At 45.1% G+C, this 16,946-nt stretch carries 19 protein-coding genes and 1 riboswitch; of the genes, 18 read left to right on the top strand and 1 reads right to left on the bottom strand.

Features of this window, described 5'->3' with window-relative positions:
* Positions 1–173 precede the first annotated feature (173 nt).
* The 4 genes from OCV70_RS01295 (at position 174) to OCV70_RS01280 (ending at position 5,707) form a co-directional block, all read left to right on the top strand.
* On the top strand, positions 174–1,160 hold the full coding sequence (locus OCV70_RS01295) for a diaminopimelate dehydrogenase (protein ID WP_021926134.1): 987 nt from the start codon (positions 174–176) through the stop codon (positions 1,158–1,160).
* A 266-nt stretch (positions 1,161–1,426) separates the two neighbouring features.
* Entirely contained in the window at positions 1,427–2,932 is a 1,506-nt protein-coding gene (locus OCV70_RS01290) for a PspC-like choline-binding domain-containing protein (RefSeq protein WP_021926133.1), read from the top strand.
* 291 nt (positions 2,933–3,223) lie between these two features.
* Entirely contained in the window at positions 3,224–4,609 is a 1,386-nt protein-coding gene (locus OCV70_RS01285) for a C40 family peptidase (protein ID WP_021926132.1), read from the top strand.
* A 260-nt stretch (positions 4,610–4,869) separates the two neighbouring features.
* Positions 4,870–5,057: riboswitch (cobalamin riboswitch) on the top strand.
* Positions 5,058–5,401: 344 nt separating this feature from the next.
* Complete coding sequence (locus tag OCV70_RS01280) at positions 5,402–5,707, top strand: cysteine-rich small domain-containing protein (RefSeq protein WP_021924987.1); 306 nt, start codon at positions 5,402–5,404, stop codon at positions 5,705–5,707.
* A 111-nt stretch (positions 5,708–5,818) separates the two neighbouring features.
* On the opposite strand, the gene OCV70_RS01275 is transcribed toward OCV70_RS01280, so the two are convergent.
* Entirely contained in the window at positions 5,819–6,532 is a 714-nt protein-coding gene (locus OCV70_RS01275) for a phosphatase (RefSeq protein WP_021924988.1), read from the bottom strand.
* Positions 6,533–6,862: 330 nt separating this feature from the next.
* On the opposite strand from OCV70_RS01275, the gene OCV70_RS01270 reads away from it, so the two are divergent.
* The 14 genes from OCV70_RS01270 (at position 6,863) to OCV70_RS01205 (ending at position 16,932) form a co-directional block, all read left to right on the top strand.
* On the top strand, positions 6,863–7,240 hold the full coding sequence (locus OCV70_RS01270) for a BMC domain-containing protein (protein WP_021924989.1): 378 nt from the start codon (positions 6,863–6,865) through the stop codon (positions 7,238–7,240).
* A 6-nt stretch (positions 7,241–7,246) separates the two neighbouring features.
* Positions 7,247–7,795, top strand: coding sequence for a EutP/PduV family microcompartment system protein (locus OCV70_RS01265; RefSeq protein ID WP_021924990.1), 549 nt, complete (start codon positions 7,247–7,249; stop codon positions 7,793–7,795).
* Positions 7,796–8,030: 235 nt separating this feature from the next.
* Positions 8,031–8,903, top strand: a complete 873-nt coding sequence (locus tag OCV70_RS01260) for a class II aldolase/adducin family protein (protein WP_117850762.1) — start codon at positions 8,031–8,033, stop codon at positions 8,901–8,903.
* A gap of 75 nt (positions 8,904–8,978) precedes the next feature.
* Complete coding sequence (locus OCV70_RS01255; protein WP_117850760.1) at positions 8,979–10,367, top strand: aldehyde dehydrogenase family protein; 1,389 nt, start codon at positions 8,979–8,981, stop codon at positions 10,365–10,367.
* A 17-nt stretch (positions 10,368–10,384) separates the two neighbouring features.
* Entirely contained in the window at positions 10,385–11,623 is a 1,239-nt protein-coding gene (locus OCV70_RS01250; protein WP_173765987.1) for a zinc-binding dehydrogenase, read from the top strand.
* Positions 11,624–11,646: 23 nt separating this feature from the next.
* Positions 11,647–11,961, top strand: a complete 315-nt coding sequence (locus OCV70_RS01245) for a BMC domain-containing protein (protein ID WP_117850755.1) — start codon at positions 11,647–11,649, stop codon at positions 11,959–11,961.
* Between the two features lie 126 nt (positions 11,962–12,087).
* The gene (locus tag OCV70_RS01240) at positions 12,088–12,363 is read left to right on the top strand and encodes a BMC domain-containing protein (protein WP_117850752.1); all 276 of its coding nucleotides are present in this window, start codon (positions 12,088–12,090) and stop codon (positions 12,361–12,363) included.
* A gap of 21 nt (positions 12,364–12,384) precedes the next feature.
* On the top strand, positions 12,385–12,687 hold the full coding sequence (locus OCV70_RS01235) for a BMC domain-containing protein (protein WP_117850750.1): 303 nt from the start codon (positions 12,385–12,387) through the stop codon (positions 12,685–12,687).
* A 203-nt stretch (positions 12,688–12,890) separates the two neighbouring features.
* Positions 12,891–13,169 (top strand): BMC domain-containing protein, encoded by a 279-nt coding sequence (locus tag OCV70_RS01230; protein WP_005427721.1) that lies wholly within the window; start codon positions 12,891–12,893, stop codon positions 13,167–13,169.
* Positions 13,170–13,216: 47 nt separating this feature from the next.
* Complete coding sequence (gene pduL, locus OCV70_RS01225; RefSeq protein WP_117850748.1) at positions 13,217–13,861, top strand: phosphate propanoyltransferase; 645 nt, start codon at positions 13,217–13,219, stop codon at positions 13,859–13,861.
* A gap of 107 nt (positions 13,862–13,968) precedes the next feature.
* A complete protein-coding gene (locus tag OCV70_RS01220; RefSeq protein ID WP_117850917.1) occupies positions 13,969–14,235 on the top strand; it encodes a EutN/CcmL family microcompartment protein in 267 nt (88 codons plus the stop codon).
* Positions 14,236–14,239: 4 nt separating this feature from the next.
* Entirely contained in the window at positions 14,240–15,568 is a 1,329-nt protein-coding gene (locus OCV70_RS01215) for a 4Fe-4S dicluster domain-containing protein (RefSeq protein ID WP_117850744.1), read from the top strand.
* 16 nt (positions 15,569–15,584) lie between these two features.
* Positions 15,585–16,133, top strand: coding sequence for a BMC domain-containing protein (locus OCV70_RS01210; RefSeq protein ID WP_117850741.1), 549 nt, complete (start codon positions 15,585–15,587; stop codon positions 16,131–16,133).
* A gap of 37 nt (positions 16,134–16,170) precedes the next feature.
* On the top strand, positions 16,171–16,932 hold the full coding sequence (locus OCV70_RS01205) for a DeoR/GlpR family DNA-binding transcription regulator (protein ID WP_021924669.1): 762 nt from the start codon (positions 16,171–16,173) through the stop codon (positions 16,930–16,932).
* Positions 16,933–16,946 lie beyond the last annotated feature (14 nt).

The following is a 16,946-nucleotide window of genomic DNA, read 5'->3' as shown; positions in this document are numbered from 1 at the left end:
TAGAGCCTTTCTCAAACATGCTCAGGCTCCTTAGTTTTTTCTAAAAAATAATTGACAACACAACTGGCACGTATTAAACTGTTAAAGCGTGAAATAGAGTTGCCGCAGGTAGATTCTGATCTGGAAGCGGAAGCAGAATATCCCATATGCGGTGGTATAGGAGGAATCAGAGAATGAGTATTCGTATTGGTATCCTGGGCTATGGTAACCTGGGACGTGGAGTAGAATGTGCAATCAAACATAATCCTGATATGGAACTGGTGGGCGTATTTACCCGTCGTGCTCCTGAGACTGTTAAGATCCTGACTGAGACAGCCAAGGTATATTCTGTAGATGACGCAGAGAAGATGAAAGACCAGATCGACGTTATGATCCTCTGCGGAGGAAGTGCTACCGACCTTCCGGAGCAGACACCGAAGTATGCGCAGTGGTTTAACGTAGTAGACAGTTTTGATACCCATAAGAGAATTCCAGAGCATTTTGCCAATGTAGATAAGGCTGCTTCTGAGAATGGTCATGTTGGAATTATTTCCGTAGGCTGGGATCCTGGAATGTTCTCTTTGAACCGTATGTATGCAAATGCAATCCTGACTAACGGCAAGGATTATACATTTTGGGGCAAGGGCGTAAGCCAGGGACATTCTGATGCAATCCGCCGTATTGATGGTGTTAAGGATGGCAAGCAGTACACAATTCCGGTAGAGTCCGCACTGGAAGCTGTAAGAAGCGGCAAGAATCCGGAGCTTACCACAAGAGAGAAACACACAAGAGAGTGCTTTGTAGTAGCAGAGGAAGGTGCTGATCTTGCGAGAATCGAGAATGAGATCAAGACCATGCCGAATTACTTTGATGAGTATGACACCACTGTACACTTTATTTCTGAGGAAGAACTGAAACGTGACCACAGCGGTATTCCGCACGGTGGTTTCGTAATCCGCAGCGGCAAGACCGGCTGGAATGACGAGAACAATCATGTGATCGAGTACAGCCTGAAGCTGGATTCCAACCCGGAATTTACTTCTTCTGTTATCATTGCATATGCAAGAGCTGCATACCGCATGAACCAGGAAGGACAGAAGGGCTGCAAGACCGTATTTGATGTTGCACCGGCTTACTTAAGCGCATTAAGCGGCGAAGAGTTAAGAAAGACCCTGCTTTAATTCACTGGCTTTGTTTTCGGAAGAAGTGAGACTTCGGACTGAGAAAATAGAAATAGACAGATAGTTAAGAAGGCAGTTTCTGCATATCACAGAGGCTGTCTTCTTTTTGTAAAAAAATCCGGTGAAAATGTTGTGCAAATTTTACAGAGTTGTACTTTAATGTTGACGGAAAAGGGTTTCTGTACTATAATGAGCTACATAAAGATGTAACAACTTTGTAAAAACTTGCACTGATAAATAACAATTATGAAAAAAGGAAGGTAAGCATGCAAAGCAGAATCAAAAAATTCAGATGGTGGACACTCCTGTTACTGGTGATGGTTATGGCAGCTGGAGTTACATGCCGTGCTACATCTAAGGATGTTCAGGCAGCTACGAAGACCGGATTTCGTAAAGAAAATGGAAAAACCTACTACTACGATTCCAATGGTCAGAAACACAAAGGATGGCTGACATTAAGGGGAAGAAAATATTATTTTAATAGAAATACTGGTGTTCAGATAAAAGGATGGGTGAATGCGTCAAAGGGCAGAAAGCGTTATTTTACCAGCGGCTCTGGAGCGATGGTAACCGGGTGGCTTACCAATTCTAAAGGACAGAGACGTTATTTTGATCCGTCCACAGGATATATGAAAACTAAATGGCTGAAGCTTGGAAACAAGACATATTATCTGTATTCTAAATCAGGTATTGCTGCTACAGGGTTTGTAAAGGATAGCAAGGGAAATACCCGTTATTTTACTAAGACAGGAATCATGGCTACAGGATGGCTTACCAGTTCTTCCGGAGCGAAACGATATTTCCAGGCTAATGGAGTTATGGCGAAAGGCTTTAAGAAGCTCAATAACGTTACATACTATTTCTATAAAGGCTCTGGAGTGATGGCTACAGGCTGGGTAAACAATACAAGCAAGGGTACCAAGTATTACTTTAACAAGTCAACAGGCGCAATGTATACAGGGGTACAGACCGTTGACGGCAAGAAATATGAGTTCTCAAGCTCCGGTATCTGCCTGGGTGAGAAGAAGGACGACCCATCACCAAGTGGAAATACAGGAAGCAAGACCATTAAGAATTACCTTGCAGGTGCGCTGAAACCGGTTGGAAAAGCTCTTTATGTCTGGGGCGGCGGCTGGAATGATTCTACCAGAAAGGGCCTTAGCTCCACTATGACAGACTGGTATAACAAGTGGCTTTCTAATCCATCCGGATATGATTATAACAATTATCGTGATCTCTCTGTTTCCAACAGGGCGAAAGGATTTGACTGTTCCGGCTTTGTGGGCTGGTCCGCTTATCAGGTAATGCAGACCAAGTCTGGTGTTGGTTCCGGATATACAGTAGTGTCTGGTGAAATTGGAAGTTATTATAAGAGCCTTGGATGGGGAACTGTTCTGAATCAGGCAGCTTTGTCAAAGGCAGGCTGGACACTGAAACCAGGTGATATTGGTTACAACTCTGGTCATACCTGGATCGTAATCGGTCAGTGCAGTGACAAGAGTGTTGTAATCGTTCACTCTACTCCTCAGGCTGGTGTTCAGATTTCCGGAACAACTACACCGACTGGAAATTATTCCAGCCAGGCAGTGGCTCTTGCAAAGAAATATATGGCAATGTATTCCGGATACAACAAATTCAATTATCATACATCCAGCGGAAACTATATCCGTAATGGTAATTATCTGAGATGGAACAGCAGTACTCTTTCTGATCCGGACGGATATTTAAACAAGACAGCTGATCAGATTCTTTATGATCTTTTTGGCAAATAATTTCACAGTGATTTACACAGGAGGAAATCAGTTTGAAACTGGTTTCCTCCTTTTTGAGTATTACGAATTACAAAAATCAATTTACGGTTGTGGGATTTTGCTTATAAGAACGCTGTATTTCTGGCAAATGAAATACGAATATATTACGAAATGTTACAGAAATTTAAAATTTATTGCATTTTAGGGTTGAAATGTTTGCGAAGCTGTGTTAATATGTAGCAAGATTGATTGAAATATTGCAAACATATTACAAATTTAGATATTTAGATTAAAAAATGAGGGTGACGAAACATGAAGAAAAGAATTGTATGTCTGACACTGGCAATTTTAATGTGCGGCTCACAGGCAGTAAGCGTAATGGCTGACCGCGAGAGCGACTTAAGAGAAGAGCAGGCTTGGACAAGCCAGCAGCTGGATGCTACATATGCACGTATGAATGCTCTCTGGGAGCAGAAACAGCAGCTTGAGAGCCAGATCGATTCCCTGAATTCCGATCTTGTTAATGTCATGGTTTCCATTCAGACTCTTGAGAATGATATTGCTTCCAAGGAAGCGGAAATTGAGAAAACCCAGGGCGACCTGACTAAGGCACAGAACGCCAAGGATAAACAGTACAGCTCCATGAAGAAACGTATCCAGTATCTTTATGAAAAAGGCGGAAACAATGCATGGTTCCAGATGATGCTCAACGCAGACAACCTTGCAGATCTTCTTACCAGGGCAGAGTACACACAGCAGATGTATGAGCAGGACAGAGAGAGCCTTCAGAAGTATGCGAGAACCATTGAAGAGGTTCAGAAGTTAGAAGATCAGTACGAGCAGGAGAAAGCTGATTTCGAGACAATGAAACAGGAGTATGAGGCACAGCAGTCCAATCTTCAGTATCAGCTGGATGTAACCCGTGCAAACAGTGCTGACTGCGAGAATGAGATCGCATACGCGCAGCAGCAGGCTACCGAGTATGCAAACCTTCTTGCAGAGCAGCAGGCTGAGATCGAGCAGCTTGAGGCAGAGCGTATTGCAGCTGAGGAAGAGGCAAGACGTCAGGCAGAGGCAGAAGCAGCTGCTGCAGCAGCTGCCGCACAGGAAGCAGAAGAGTCACAGAGTGATGAAAGCTATGATGACTACAGTGAAGATGATAGTGAGGACTACAGCGACAGTTCAGATACAGATGTTCAGTATGACGAGGATGGAGACGTTGTAAGCGGAAGCTCTGATTCTTCTTCTGATTATGAATATGATGAGTATGGAAACGTAATCGACAGCGATAATACAGTAGATTATGACAGCTACTCTGAAAGTTCTTCCAGCAGCTCATCCAGCAGTTCTTCCGGCTCAGGATCTTCTGTAGTGAACTATGCAACACAGTTTGTTGGAAATCCATATGTATGGGGCGGAACAAGCCTGACAAATGGTGCTGACTGCTCTGGGTTCGTACAGAGCGTATATGCAAACTTCGGCGTCAGCCTTCCGAGAACTTCCTATGAGCAGCAGAATGCAGGAACTGAAGTTTCCTATGCAGATGCACAGCCAGGAGATCTGATCTGCTACGGCGGTCATGTCGCAATCTACATGGGAAATGGACAGATTGTACACGCGTCCAACTCCAGAGACGGAATCAAGATCAGCGACAATGCTGCATACAGAACCATTACATCTGTAAGACGTCTTGTGTAATTGCAGCATAGGCCTGAATAAATACAGTACCTGCATCGGCGGGCATATTTAATGAAAGAATTTGAATCCCTCCCGGATCCTCGCTATGGAATCCGGGAGGTTTTTTGATGGTGGGATTGTTTTGGGCTTTATGGTGAAAACTTGAGGGTGTCCGAAACAGAGTATAAAAGCGGAATTTGCTTTCCATAATTTTGATAAATAAATAACAGATTACGGGTTGACAAATACTTAGGCAGGTGGTACTATGATGTCAGTATAATTCCATATTGAACATATTAAGTGCTGGTAGCTATTAGCTGGCAGAAAGAGGGAATCAGGTGAGAAACCTGAGCGATCCGGTCACTGTAACAGAGGAGCAAGTCTCAGAGTCCATTGTGCGTATGCATGAGAAGGAGAGATGATGCGATGATTCTGGAGCCAGGAAACCTGCTTAGTATGGCGAGGTTAAACTTCCGATGAAAGTGTAACAACCAGTTTTAGGGAATCCGCAGCCCTGGAATGTTGTCCGCTTTTGTGAGTGGACATTTTTTATGGAATATCGCCTGTTCAGATGAATTATACAGATTAAATGGCAGGCGATACTACTTTGGATGAAACCGTTCCCTCCGCGTATATATGAACGGGTCATATTCTACCCCGGAGTAGCATCGCTCCCTCTTAAATATCTGCGAGAATTTTGAAGCCGCGTAAGCGGTTATTTTTTTATTTAATTGAAAATGATATAGAAGATTTCTACTATAAAAATCCTGCGGAAAAGGAATTTGTTAGGGCAGATGAGAAAGGAGCCGGAAAATGGAAAAGAATTATTGGGAAGGCAAGGAATATTCCTACTTCAGTCATAAGAACTGCGAATTTTTTCCCTGTCATAAAGGCGCAGATCCGGAGGATTTCAACTGCCTGTTCTGCTATTGTCCACTCTATGCATTAGGGGATAAATGCGGCGGGAATTTCCACTACAACGAAAAAGGCTTCAAGGACTGCACTAACTGCCAGCTTCCCCACAAACGGAAAAATTATGGCTATGTCACCGGGAAGTATCAGGAACTGGCTGATTTGATGAAGAAGGTACGTGAAAATCAGGACGTAAAAGAAAAGTAAAACAAAAAGTTTCCCTACCCACAAATTGGGTGCAGGGAAACTTTTTATTTTGCAGATAAAATTAGCAGGAGCGGTATTTACTAACAAGTCGTTTGCTTGAACAATCACACACTACCGCATACTGAGAATCATCTTCAGCTTCGGAATCTGGTTATTCAGGATCAGTCCCTCCGGGAACATAGCCTGATGGACAAAATCTGCCGCATAAGTGAAATCCCCAATATGCTCTGCCCCATGACTGTCGCTGGACAGTACAATTGGAACCAGATATTTGCGGCAGCATCTTAAAATTTCCGCACAGTTGCTGCGGGTATCTCCGCGATAGCCATAAGGCGCAAGAGAAGCCTCATTCATCTCCAGAAGAACCCCATTTTCTCCGGCTGCCTTTACAACTGCATCATAATCTACCGGATACTGGGTATTATCAATATGCCCCAGAATCTTTACCATAGGATTTTTCATCACATTAAGAAAGGCTTTGGTGTTTTCCTCTTTGCTGGCTGGATGGAAATTCTGGGCGTGTATGCTGGCAATAGAATAGTCCAGCTTCTCAAGCAGCTCCTGCTCCAGGTCAACCTTGCCGTTCACATCCAAAATATTCAGTTCAATCCCATATAATAATTCCACATTAAAACGCTTCCGCGGCGAATAAGTAAGACTGCGGAAATAAGACGCGGTTCCTGCTGCAAGAGTAGCTGGCCCGTGGTCTGTAATGCCAAGAAGCTTTAACCCTTTGCGTGAAGCTGACTTAGCCATGTCGCTGATGGTGCAGCTTGTTCCGTGCCCGCTTGCGATAGAGTGGGTATGCATATCGGAAAGATACATAAAAAATCATCTCCTGTTAAGAAGTCTGTGCATTCGGAAAGTTTAAAAAGCTGTGAATGCCTGTACTGTTTTCAGTATGACAGAGCAGAAAAAGACTGTCAACTGTAAAATAAGAAAAATTTGGAAAAACAAATAAAAACAACACATAAACACAAGAAAAACCACATATATGTGTAGGAAAAGTGTTGCTTTTTGTTGACAGTCAAAACACCGGATAGTATAATTACGGTAGAAAAACAGCAAAAGATTTTGTATATATATTAAACTTTCAGGTATGGGAATGCTGTATGCTGACGGCAGGATCAGCCAAAGTTTCAGACAGGAGGAAAAATGGGATATACAGATAACATGTCTCCGGAAATGAAGCAGCGCATTGTGCAGGAGCTTGTACCAGGCAAGCAGATTTCCCTGGCACATATCATTGCCAATCCGGATAAGATTCTTTACACCAAATTAGGACTTGACCCGTCTCTGGATTATTCAAGGGCAGCCATTGGAATTATGACTGTCAGCCCTGCAGAGACAGCCATTATTATGGCAGACATTGCCATGAAGTCATCCGGCATTGAGCTGGGCTTTGTAGACCGCTTCAGCGGAAGCCTGATCATCACAGGCACTGTATCTGAGGTGGAAGCTTCCACAAGCGCCATTCTGGACTATGTGGGAAACAAGCTGGGCTTTACCTTATGCCCGATCACAAGGACCTGATATAATATGAAGAAACTGGTTCTCATCGGCCGCAGCGAAGCTGGCAAAACAACCCTGACCCAGGCTTTGCGCGGAGAAAAAATACACTATCACAAAACACAATATGTAAATAATTTTGATGTAATCGTAGACACGCCAGGAGAGTATGCCCAGACCCAAGGGCTTGGACACGCCCTGGCGTTGTATACATATGAATCCGATGTTGTGGGACTTCTGGTATCAGCTATCGAGCCGTACTGCCTGTTTCCCCCATGCATCACCTGCATGGCCAACCGCGAGGTGATCGGCATTGTCACCAAGATCCATAATCCCCAGGCCAATGTGAAGCTGGCAACCTCCTGGCTGCAGCTGGCCGGCTGCAAAAAGATCTTTTATGTGGATTCCAAGCAGCAGGAAGGCATCCCGGAAATCCTGGAATATCTCCGGGAAGAGGGAGATGTAATGCCCTGGGAAGAGGCTCCTGGAAAGCCAAAGGCGGACCTGGATGAGCCTGAGGATACTTCTGAAGAACCATCCGGGAAAAGCACAGAAGAAAGCAAAGAAAACAAACCTTGAGAATGTGGGAAAAATATCAAAACCACGTAAAACAACATAGCAATTCTCCAAAGATTCCACACAAAACAACATAAAACAACGGAAAAACCTTGACTTATGATGTGGAATGGTGTAAACTTACAACATAACCATAAAAGTAACAGGCTGACTATGTCCAGCCATGATAAGTTACCCGGTGCGGTACTATAAAATACATAATCCACCGCACCTGAATGTGCTTAAGGAGGAAAAAAGCATGGTAAACGAATACGAAATCAAAAAACAGATTTGCGACATCGGAAGAAGAATCTATAACCGCAACATGGTTGCAGCAAATGATGGCAACATCTCTGTAAAGCTTAACGACAATGAGTTCCTTTGCACACCTACTGGTGTATCCAAAGGCTTCATGACTCCAGAGTTCATCTGTAAAGTTGATGCAAAAGGAAATGTTATCCAGGCTAACCCAGGATTCAAACCATCATCTGAGATCAAGATGCATATGAGAGTATATGAGAAGAGACCGGATGTAGGATCTGTTGTACATGCTCATCCAATTTATGCAACATCCTTCGCTATCGCAGGAATCCCGCTTACACAGCCGATCATGCCAGAGGCAGTTATCGCTCTTGGATGCGTTCCGATCGCTGAGTACGGTACACCTTCTACAATGGAGATTCCGGATAACCTTGAGAAATACCTTCCATACTTCGATGCAGTTCTTCTTGAGAACCACGGAGCTCTTACATGGAGCACAGATCTGAACGCTGCATACATGAAGATGGAATCCGTAGAGTTCTACGCACAGCTTCTGTATCAGAGCAAACTTCTTGGCGGCCCGAAGGAATTCGATAAAGAGAACATCAAGAAACTTTATGAGATCCGTCGTAAATTCGGTATGCCTGGAAAACATCCTGCAAACCTCTGTCAGAACAAAGACGGCCTGAACTGCCACAACTGCGGCGGCGCTTGCCACAACGAGGACTACAAACAGTTCCCAGGATATCAGTATGATTTCGTTGGCGGAAGCGATGCTCCGACAGCAGACACAGCTAACAACGCTAATGCAGATGCAGAGTTAGTAGCTAAGATCACAAAACAGGTTATGGCACAGTTAGGCCTGAAATAATCTGAAAAATAAGAAATGCGGCTGCCCGGAGTGGTACCAGGCGGCTGCGTGAAACCTTTAAGGAGGAACAATCTCATGCCAATTAGCGAGAGCATGGTACAGGACATTGTACAGGAAGTTATGGCGAAAATGCAGATTGCAGAAGCTCCGGCCGGTAAACATGGAATTTTCAAAGATATGAACGAGGCTATCGAGGCAGCGAAAGCTTCCCAGAAAATCGTTCGGAAAATGTCCTTGGACCAGAGAGAAAAAATTATTACCTGCATTCGTAGAAAAACAAAAGAAAATGCAGAAATCCTTGCACGTATGGGTGTTGATGAGACCGGAATGGGAAATGTTGGGGACAAGATCCTCAAACATCATCTGGTAGCAGATAAGACACCAGGTACAGAAGATCTCAGCACTACAGCATGGTCAGGCGACAGAGGACTTACTCTGATCGAGATGGGACCATTCGGTGTGATCGGAGCAATCACTCCATGTACCAACCCAAGTGAGACCATTCTGTGTAATACGATCGGCATGCTGGCAGGCGGAAATACAGTTGTATTCAACCCGCATCCGGCAGCAATCAAGACCTCTATTTATGCGATCAACCTTCTGAACGAGGCTTCCCTGGAAGCCGGCGGACCGGACAATATCGCAGTAACAGTAGAGAAACCTACATTAGAGACAAGCAATATCATGATGAAACATAAAGATATCCCGCTGATCGCAGCAACAGGCGGCCCTGGCGTAGTTACCGCAGTTCTTTCCTCTGGAAAACGTGGAATCGGCGCCGGCGCAGGAAACCCACCTGCAGTTGTAGATGAGACAGCTGACATCAGAAAAGCTGCTCAGGATATCGTAAACGGCTGTACATTCGATAACAACCTTCCTTGTATCGCAGAGAAGGAGATCGTTGCAGTTGCTTCTATTACAGATGAGCTGATGCATTATCTGGTAAGCGAGAATGACTGCTATCTTGCTTCTAAGGAAGAACAGGACAAACTTGTTGAGACTGTTCTTGCAGGCGGCAAGCTGAATCGTAAATGCGTAGGACGTGATGCGAAGACATTACTTTCCATGATCGGAGTAAATGCTCCTGCAAACATCCGCTGCATCGTATTCGAAGGACCGAAGGAACATCCGCTTATTGCTACAGAGCTTATGATGCCAATCCTTGGCGTTGTGAGAGCAAAAGATTTTGATGATGCAGTAGAGCAGGCTGTATGGCTTGAGCATGGCAACCGCCACTCTGCACACATTCATTCCAAGAACATTGATAATATCACCAAATATGCGAAAGCAATCGACACCGCAATCCTGGTTAAGAATGCACCTTCTTATGCAGCACTTGGATTCGGCGGAGAAGGCTACTGTACCTTCACAATCGCAAGCCGTACAGGTGAGGGACTTACAAGCGCAAGCACATTCACCAAGAGAAGACGCTGCGTAATGGCAGACAGCCTTTGCATTCGCTGACAGGAGGAAACATAAAAATGGATATGAATAACGTAAATATTGAAGAAATCGTAAAACAGGTTCTTGCTGGAATGGCTGGAACTGCTCCGGCAGCTTCTGCACCAGCAGCTGCTCCGGCACCGGCTGCAGCACCGGCAGGCGCTATTCCGAAAACTGCACACGTTGCAGTTCTTACTGAGAAAGAGCATTTTGATATCAAAGAGTACCCGATTCCACCAGTTGGTGACGACGATATCCTTGTTAAAGTAGAAGGCTGCGGCGTTTGCGGTACAGATGCTCACGAATTCAAGAGAGACCCATTTAACCTGATCCCGGTTGCACTTGGACATGAAGGAACTGGTGAGATCGTTGCTATGGGTAAGAACGTTAAGACAGATACAGCTGGAAAACCGGTTAAGATCGGTGATAAAGTTGTTACCTGCATGATCTTCAAGGATGATCCGGAGATCACAATGTTCGACCTGAACAAGAAGAACGTTGGCGGAGCTGATGTATACGGACTTCTTCCAGATGATGATGTACATCTGAACGGATGGTTCTCCGATTATATCTTTATCCGCGGCGGAAACTTCGGAAGCACATTCTTCAACGTAAGCGATCTTGACCTGGATTCCCGTATCCTGATCGAGCCATGTGCAGTACTTGTACATGCAGTTGAGAGAGCAAAAACAACTGGTATCCTTCGTTTCAACAGCAGAGTTGTTGTACAGGGATGCGGACCGATCGGTCTGATCTGCATCGCAGTTCTTCGTACCATGGGTATCGAGAACATCTGCGCAGTAGACGGAAACCAGCAGCGTCTTGATTTCGCTAAGAGAATGGGCGCTACCATGAGTGTAAACTTCATGGAGCACAAAGGAATTGAAGCACTTGCTGAGGCAGTAAAAGAGCAGTTCGGCGGACATCTTGCAGACTTTGCATTCCAGTGCACAGGATCACCTGTTGCTCATGCAAACATCTACAAATTCATCCGTAACGGCGGCGGTCTCTGCGAGCTTGGATTCTTTATCAACGGCGGAGATGCTACAATCAACCCGCACTTTGATATCTGCTCCAAAGAGATCACAATCGTAGGATCCTGGGTATACACCTTAAGAGATTACGTTACAACATTTGACTTCCTTAAGAGAGCAAACGCAATCGGACTTCCAATGTCTGAGCTGATCACAGACAAGTATCCGCTTGAGGAGATCAATGAAGCATTAAAGAAGAACCTTGCTATGACCGGTCTTAAGATCGCAGTCGTAAATAAATAATAGCCGGATAAAGGAGAATCAAGATGGCAGAAGCTGTAGGAATCTTGGAGGTGTTCGGACTGGCAACAGCATTTGTGGCGGCCGACGCCGGCTGTAAGGCAGCAAATGTCCATCTGGAGGTTTTTGATAAAAATAAACCTGCAAATGCGGACAGTCTGCCGGTACCGCTCCTTGTCTGCATCAAGTTCCGCGGAAGCGTATCTGATGTAACAGAAGCTGTGGAAGCGGGAATCAGAGTGGCAGAGAGTATGACTGGTGTGGTACAGCACTATGTAATACCCAATCCGGAAACCGGTACAGAAAAAATGCTGAAAATCAGCGCACTGGATAAGGAATAGTTATTGCGAACCAGTGAAGAAACATCTATAATAAAAATGAACAGTCATGCGGAGCATGACAGGTACCTCACAGCAAGTGCGCTGGAGCGTACTTGAATAGTTGAGATAAATCAGGAGGAATTCATCATGGCACAGGAAGCTTTAGGAATGGTAGAGACCAGAGGACTTACAGCTGCAATCGAGGCAGCAGATGCAATGACAAAAGCAGCAGAGGTTTCACTGGTTGGTACAGAGAAAATCGGATCCGGTCTTGTAACTGTTATGGTTCGCGGCGATGTTGGAGCTGTTAAGGCAGCAGTTGAGAGTGGAAGCGCAGCAGCATCCAGACTTGGAGAGCTTGTAGCTACACACGTAATTCCAAGACCTCATACAGATGTGGAGAAAATCCTTCCAAGCATCTAATGAACTAAAAGGAGTTCGCTCATGAGTAAATCATATGGTTTTATTGAAATCACAGGTGTTGTAGCGGCTATGGATGCCTTGGACATCATGTGTAAAACGGCAGACGTTGAGCTGGCGTCATGGGAGCGTAAGCTGGGCGGACGACTGGTGACCATTATTGTACAAGGCGATGTGGCAGCTGTTACAGAAGCCGTGGAAGCGGCAGCAACACATGCCATCAAGAAACCGGCAAGCTATGCAGTAATTGCCAATCCCCATGAGGAAATCGTCAAAATGGTGGAGTTAAGCGCAAGTCGATGGAGAAAGAAAAAGGGGGATGAATAATGGCTGACGAAGAAAAGAAAGAGACAGCGAAAAAAACAGCCCCTAAAAAGGCAGCCGCTCCGAGAAGAACGGCCAGAACAACAAAAGCAAAAGCCGCAGAGGTAAAAGCGGAAGAAGCCAAAACCACTGCAGCAGATGAAAAGATTACAGAAACCAAACATATAGAAGCTGAGAAACCAGCAATTCATAAGGAGGAAAAAATCATGACACAGGAAGCTTTAGGAATGGTAGAAACCAGAGGACTTACAGCAGCTATCGAGGCAGCTGACCAGATGTGCAAAGCAGCTAACGTTGCATTAGTTGGAACAGAGAAGATCGGATCCGGTCTTGTAACTGTTATGGTTCGCGGAGATGTTGGAGCAGTTAAATCTGCAGTAGAGAGCGGAAGCGCAGCAGCATCCAGACTTGGAGAGCTTGTAGCTACACACGTAATTCCAAGACCTCATACAGACGTTGAGAAAATTCTTCCAGTTCTTAAATAATCCACGCCTAGATTATTACATAATCCAGGAAGAAAGCAGGTGTACTTTTGGAAACCAATAATGTTGAGCTGATCACCAGAATGGTGCTGGACGCTCTTAACAAAAAGGAAGAAAAAGGCAATGGCTTCATGGTGCCGATCGGAGTTTCCGCAAGACATATCCACCTGACACAGGAACATGTAGAGGCTTTATTCGGACCAGGATATCAGCTTACTAAGAAGAAAGAGCTGATGGGCGGACAGTTTGCTTCCAATGAGACAGTTACCATCGTTGGACTTAAGCTGCGCGCAATCGAGAATGTACGTATTCTCGGACCGGTCCGCAAGGCTTCCCAGGTTGAAGTATCAGCTACAGACGCAATCAAGCTTGGCATGAAAGTGCCGGTTCGTGAGTCTGGAGATGTTAAGGGAAGTGCTCCTATTGCAATTGTCGGACCGAAAGGTGCAATTTATCTGAAAGAGGGATGTATCGTAGCAATGCGCCACATCCACATGTCCCCGAAGGATGCCCAGGCAGCCGGAGTGAAGGATGGAGATATTGTTTCCGTTAAGGCAGACAATGAGAGAGGAACCATTTTTAATCAGGTGAAGATCCGTGTAGACGACAGCTTTACACTGGAAATGCACATTGATACAGACGAAGCAAATGCAGCAAAAATTGCCACAGGCAATACAGTTACAATTATAAAGTAATGCAGTCGGGGATTTTCCCCTCATTACGAAAATAAAGATGTTCAGCCATGCGGGATCTGGCAGTACAGATGCTGCATGGCTGTGCTGACATAAATTTGGAGGTTCACATGATAGTTGGCAAGGTAGTAGGAAGCGTTGTTTCCACAAGAAAAAACGAAAAGCTTATCGGCAATAAGTTTATGATCGTGGAACCGGTTCATCACATGAAAGGTGACCTCAGCCAGATTGTTGCAATCGATATTATCGGTGCAGGAATCGGAGAATATGTATTGGTGGCACAAGGAAGCGCGGCAAGAATTGGCTGCGGCGTAGAAACAGCACCGGTAGATGCCGCCATTGTAGGTATCGTTGATGACGGTGCAGGATTGGAGTAACGCCATGGATATCAAAGAATTACAGAATATTATACAGGAGAATGGTGTAGTTGGTGCCGGCGGTGCAGGATTCCCTACATACATGAAGCTGACAGACAAAGCTAATACCATTCTTATGAACTGTGCAGAGTGCGAACCTTTACTGAAATTACACAGACAGTTATTAGAGAAGCACGCTTACGAAATTATGAAAACTTTCCATATGGTTCAGGAGACCGTTGGTGCTGCTGAGTCCATTATTGGAATTAAGAAATCCTATGTTCAGACAGTAAATGCTCTGAAACAGCATATCGAGGAGTTCCCGGGAATGCGCATCCACCTTCTGGATGAGGTATATCCTATGGGAGACGAGGTTGTACTGATCTACGAGGCAACTGGTAGAGTTGTAAGACCTGGCGGACTTCCTATTGAGCAGGGAGTTGCAGTATTCAACGTAGAGACACTGTACAACATTTATCAGGCAGTAGAGAAAAAAGAGCCAGTAACATCCAAATATGTATCTGTTGTAGCTGAGGTAAATCATCCGGTCACTGTAAGAGTACCTCTTGGATGTACCATGGATGATGTAGTAGCCCAGGCTGGCGGAACTACTGTAAAAGACCCGGTTTACTTTGTTGGTGGACCGATGATGGGAAGAATCGGAAAAGGTTCTGACCCTGTAACGAAGACAACAAATGCGATTCTGGTTCTGCCAAAAGACCATTTAATCGTACAGAAGAAGATGCGGACTTCTTCCATAGATTTGAAACGCGCAGCATCTATCTGCTGCCAGTGCAATACCTGTACAGACCTTTGCCCACGTAACAATCTGGGACATCCGATTGATCCGGCACGTTTCATGCGTGCAGCATCCAATCATGATTTCAGAGACATGAATCCATACATCAATGCAAGCTTCTGCAGCTCCTGCGGTGTTTGTGAAATGTATGCATGTCCGCAGAGTCTTGCTCCAAGAACACTTCTTGCAGATATGAAGGGCGGACTTCGTCAGGCAGGTATTCGTCCTCCTCAGGGAGTACAGCCAGTACCGGTTAAGGAATCCAGAGAATACCGCAAGGTTCCGGAAGAGCGCCTGATGGCACGTCTTGGTCTTACCAAATATGATAAGGACGCACCAATGGACGAGACACTGGTTGAGATTCCGAAGGTAAAAATTCTTTTGAGCCAGCATATCGGAGCACCTGCAAAGGCAATTGTCAAGGTTGGAGATCAGGTGACAAGAGGTCAGATGATCGCAGAACCTGCCCAGGGCTTAAGTGTTGGCATCCATGCAACCATCTCCGGTAAAGTTACCGAAGTGACAGATCGCTGGATCGTAGTTGCAAAGAATTAGAAAGGACGTGCAGAAAATGAGTAAAGCAATCGGAATGATTGAATTCAAAACTACAGCTACCGGCGTTACTGCAGCAGATGCAATGGTTAAGACATCTGATGTAGAAATCGTTGAGGCGCAGACCGTGTGTCCGGGTAAATATATTGCAATTATTACCGGTGATCTCAGTGCGGTAAAAGCTGCCGTTGATACAGCTGTAACAACATACGAGGACAAGTGCATTGACAGTTTCGTACTGGGCAATCCACATGAGTCCCTTTTCCCGGCAATTTATGGAACTACTCAGGTTGAGGAGATCAGTGCACTGGGAATTCTTGAAACATATGATGCAGCTTCCATTATTGAAGCTGCAGACCAGGCTGCAAAGACTGCAATCGTTGATCTTATTGAGCTTCGTATTGCAAAAGGTATGTGCGGAAAATCTTACATGATGATCACTGGTGAGGTTTCTGCAGTATCTGCATCTATTGACAGAGCCAAAGAGCTGGTTGCGGCAAAAGGCATGTATCTGGATTCATCTGTTATCGCACATCCGGATAGGAGAATGATCGACAGCCTTCTGTAAGCTTCTGGTCTAAAAAAATAAGCGCGGAGGAGACCTTATGCTTGCATTAGAGAGACGAAATCTGATTCTGGAAAAACTACAGGATGAAAAACGTGTAGTTGTAAGCGAGCTTAGTCAGATGTACGGGGTTTCTGAGGAGACCATCCGGCGAGATCTGGATAAGCTGGAAAAAGAAGGTCTTGCAATCAAAAGCTACGGCGGTGCTGTGATCAATGAAGATGTGAGCATTGACCTGCCCTTTAATGTGCGCAAGAACCAGAATGTAGTGGGAAAACAAAAGATGGCGGAAATTGTAGCCTCTCTTGTGCATGACGGGGAACATCTGCTTCTGGATGCCAGCACCACTGCGGTGTTCGTGGCGAAAGCACTGAAAGAAAAAGAGCGCCTGACTGTGATCACCAATTCCATGGAGATCCTTCTGGAACTGGCTGATGTGTCAGGCTGGAATATTATTTCCACAGGCGGGATGATGAAGGAAGGCTACCTGGCTTTCCTTGGTTCCCGCACAGAAGAAGTCATTCGCTCTTATTTTGCTGATACCGTTATTTTCTCCTGCAAGGCTCTTGATGAGAAGCTTGGAGTAATGGAATCTCAGGAGGCTTTCGGAACTGCGAAGAAAGCTATGCTGGATTCCGGACGTAAGAAAATCCTGGTTGTGGACAATACAAAATTTGACCAGACCGCGTTTTCCGTAGCAGGAAAATTGCGGGACATTGATATCATCGTGACAGATGAAAAGCCTTCCGACAAATGGCTGCAGCTGTTTGAAGAGGTGGGCGTGGAGTGCAGATATCCGTAAGCTGTCCGATAAAG

Origin of the sequence: Blautia acetigignens (genome assembly GCF_025566865.1) — a bacterium.
GTDB classification, from domain to species: Bacteria; Bacillota; Clostridia; order Lachnospirales; family Lachnospiraceae; genus Blautia_A; species Blautia_A acetigignens.
Note: the sequence above shows the minus strand (reverse complement) of the source record. Positions and strands in the feature narration are given on the sequence as shown.

What these genes read in the sequence shown, in the direction of transcription:
- OCV70_RS01295 (WP_021926134.1), top strand. Translation starts at nt 174, where the DNA reads ATGAGTATTCGTATTGGTATCCTGGGCTATGGTAACCTGGGACGTGGA.
- OCV70_RS01290 (WP_021926133.1), top strand. Translation starts at nt 1,427, where the DNA reads ATGCAAAGCAGAATCAAAAAATTCAGATGGTGGACACTCCTGTTACTG.
- OCV70_RS01285 (WP_021926132.1), top strand. Translation starts at nt 3,224, where the DNA reads ATGAAGAAAAGAATTGTATGTCTGACACTGGCAATTTTAATGTGCGGC.
- OCV70_RS01280 (WP_021924987.1), top strand. Translation starts at nt 5,402, where the DNA reads ATGGAAAAGAATTATTGGGAAGGCAAGGAATATTCCTACTTCAGTCAT.
- OCV70_RS01275 (WP_021924988.1), bottom strand. Translation starts at nt 6,532, where the DNA reads ATGTATCTTTCCGATATGCATACCCACTCTATCGCAAGCGGGCACGGA.
- OCV70_RS01270 (WP_021924989.1), top strand. Translation starts at nt 6,863, where the DNA reads ATGGGATATACAGATAACATGTCTCCGGAAATGAAGCAGCGCATTGTG.
- OCV70_RS01265 (WP_021924990.1), top strand. Translation starts at nt 7,247, where the DNA reads ATGAAGAAACTGGTTCTCATCGGCCGCAGCGAAGCTGGCAAAACAACC.
- OCV70_RS01260 (WP_117850762.1), top strand. Translation starts at nt 8,031, where the DNA reads ATGGTAAACGAATACGAAATCAAAAAACAGATTTGCGACATCGGAAGA.
- OCV70_RS01255 (WP_117850760.1), top strand. Translation starts at nt 8,979, where the DNA reads ATGCCAATTAGCGAGAGCATGGTACAGGACATTGTACAGGAAGTTATG.
- OCV70_RS01250 (WP_173765987.1), top strand. Translation starts at nt 10,385, where the DNA reads ATGGATATGAATAACGTAAATATTGAAGAAATCGTAAAACAGGTTCTT.
- OCV70_RS01245 (WP_117850755.1), top strand. Translation starts at nt 11,647, where the DNA reads ATGGCAGAAGCTGTAGGAATCTTGGAGGTGTTCGGACTGGCAACAGCA.
- OCV70_RS01240 (WP_117850752.1), top strand. Translation starts at nt 12,088, where the DNA reads ATGGCACAGGAAGCTTTAGGAATGGTAGAGACCAGAGGACTTACAGCT.
- OCV70_RS01235 (WP_117850750.1), top strand. Translation starts at nt 12,385, where the DNA reads ATGAGTAAATCATATGGTTTTATTGAAATCACAGGTGTTGTAGCGGCT.
- OCV70_RS01230 (WP_005427721.1), top strand. Translation starts at nt 12,891, where the DNA reads ATGACACAGGAAGCTTTAGGAATGGTAGAAACCAGAGGACTTACAGCA.
- OCV70_RS01220 (WP_117850917.1), top strand. Translation starts at nt 13,969, where the DNA reads ATGATAGTTGGCAAGGTAGTAGGAAGCGTTGTTTCCACAAGAAAAAAC.
- OCV70_RS01215 (WP_117850744.1), top strand. Translation starts at nt 14,240, where the DNA reads ATGGATATCAAAGAATTACAGAATATTATACAGGAGAATGGTGTAGTT.
- OCV70_RS01210 (WP_117850741.1), top strand. Translation starts at nt 15,585, where the DNA reads ATGAGTAAAGCAATCGGAATGATTGAATTCAAAACTACAGCTACCGGC.
- OCV70_RS01205 (WP_021924669.1), top strand. Translation starts at nt 16,171, where the DNA reads ATGCTTGCATTAGAGAGACGAAATCTGATTCTGGAAAAACTACAGGAT.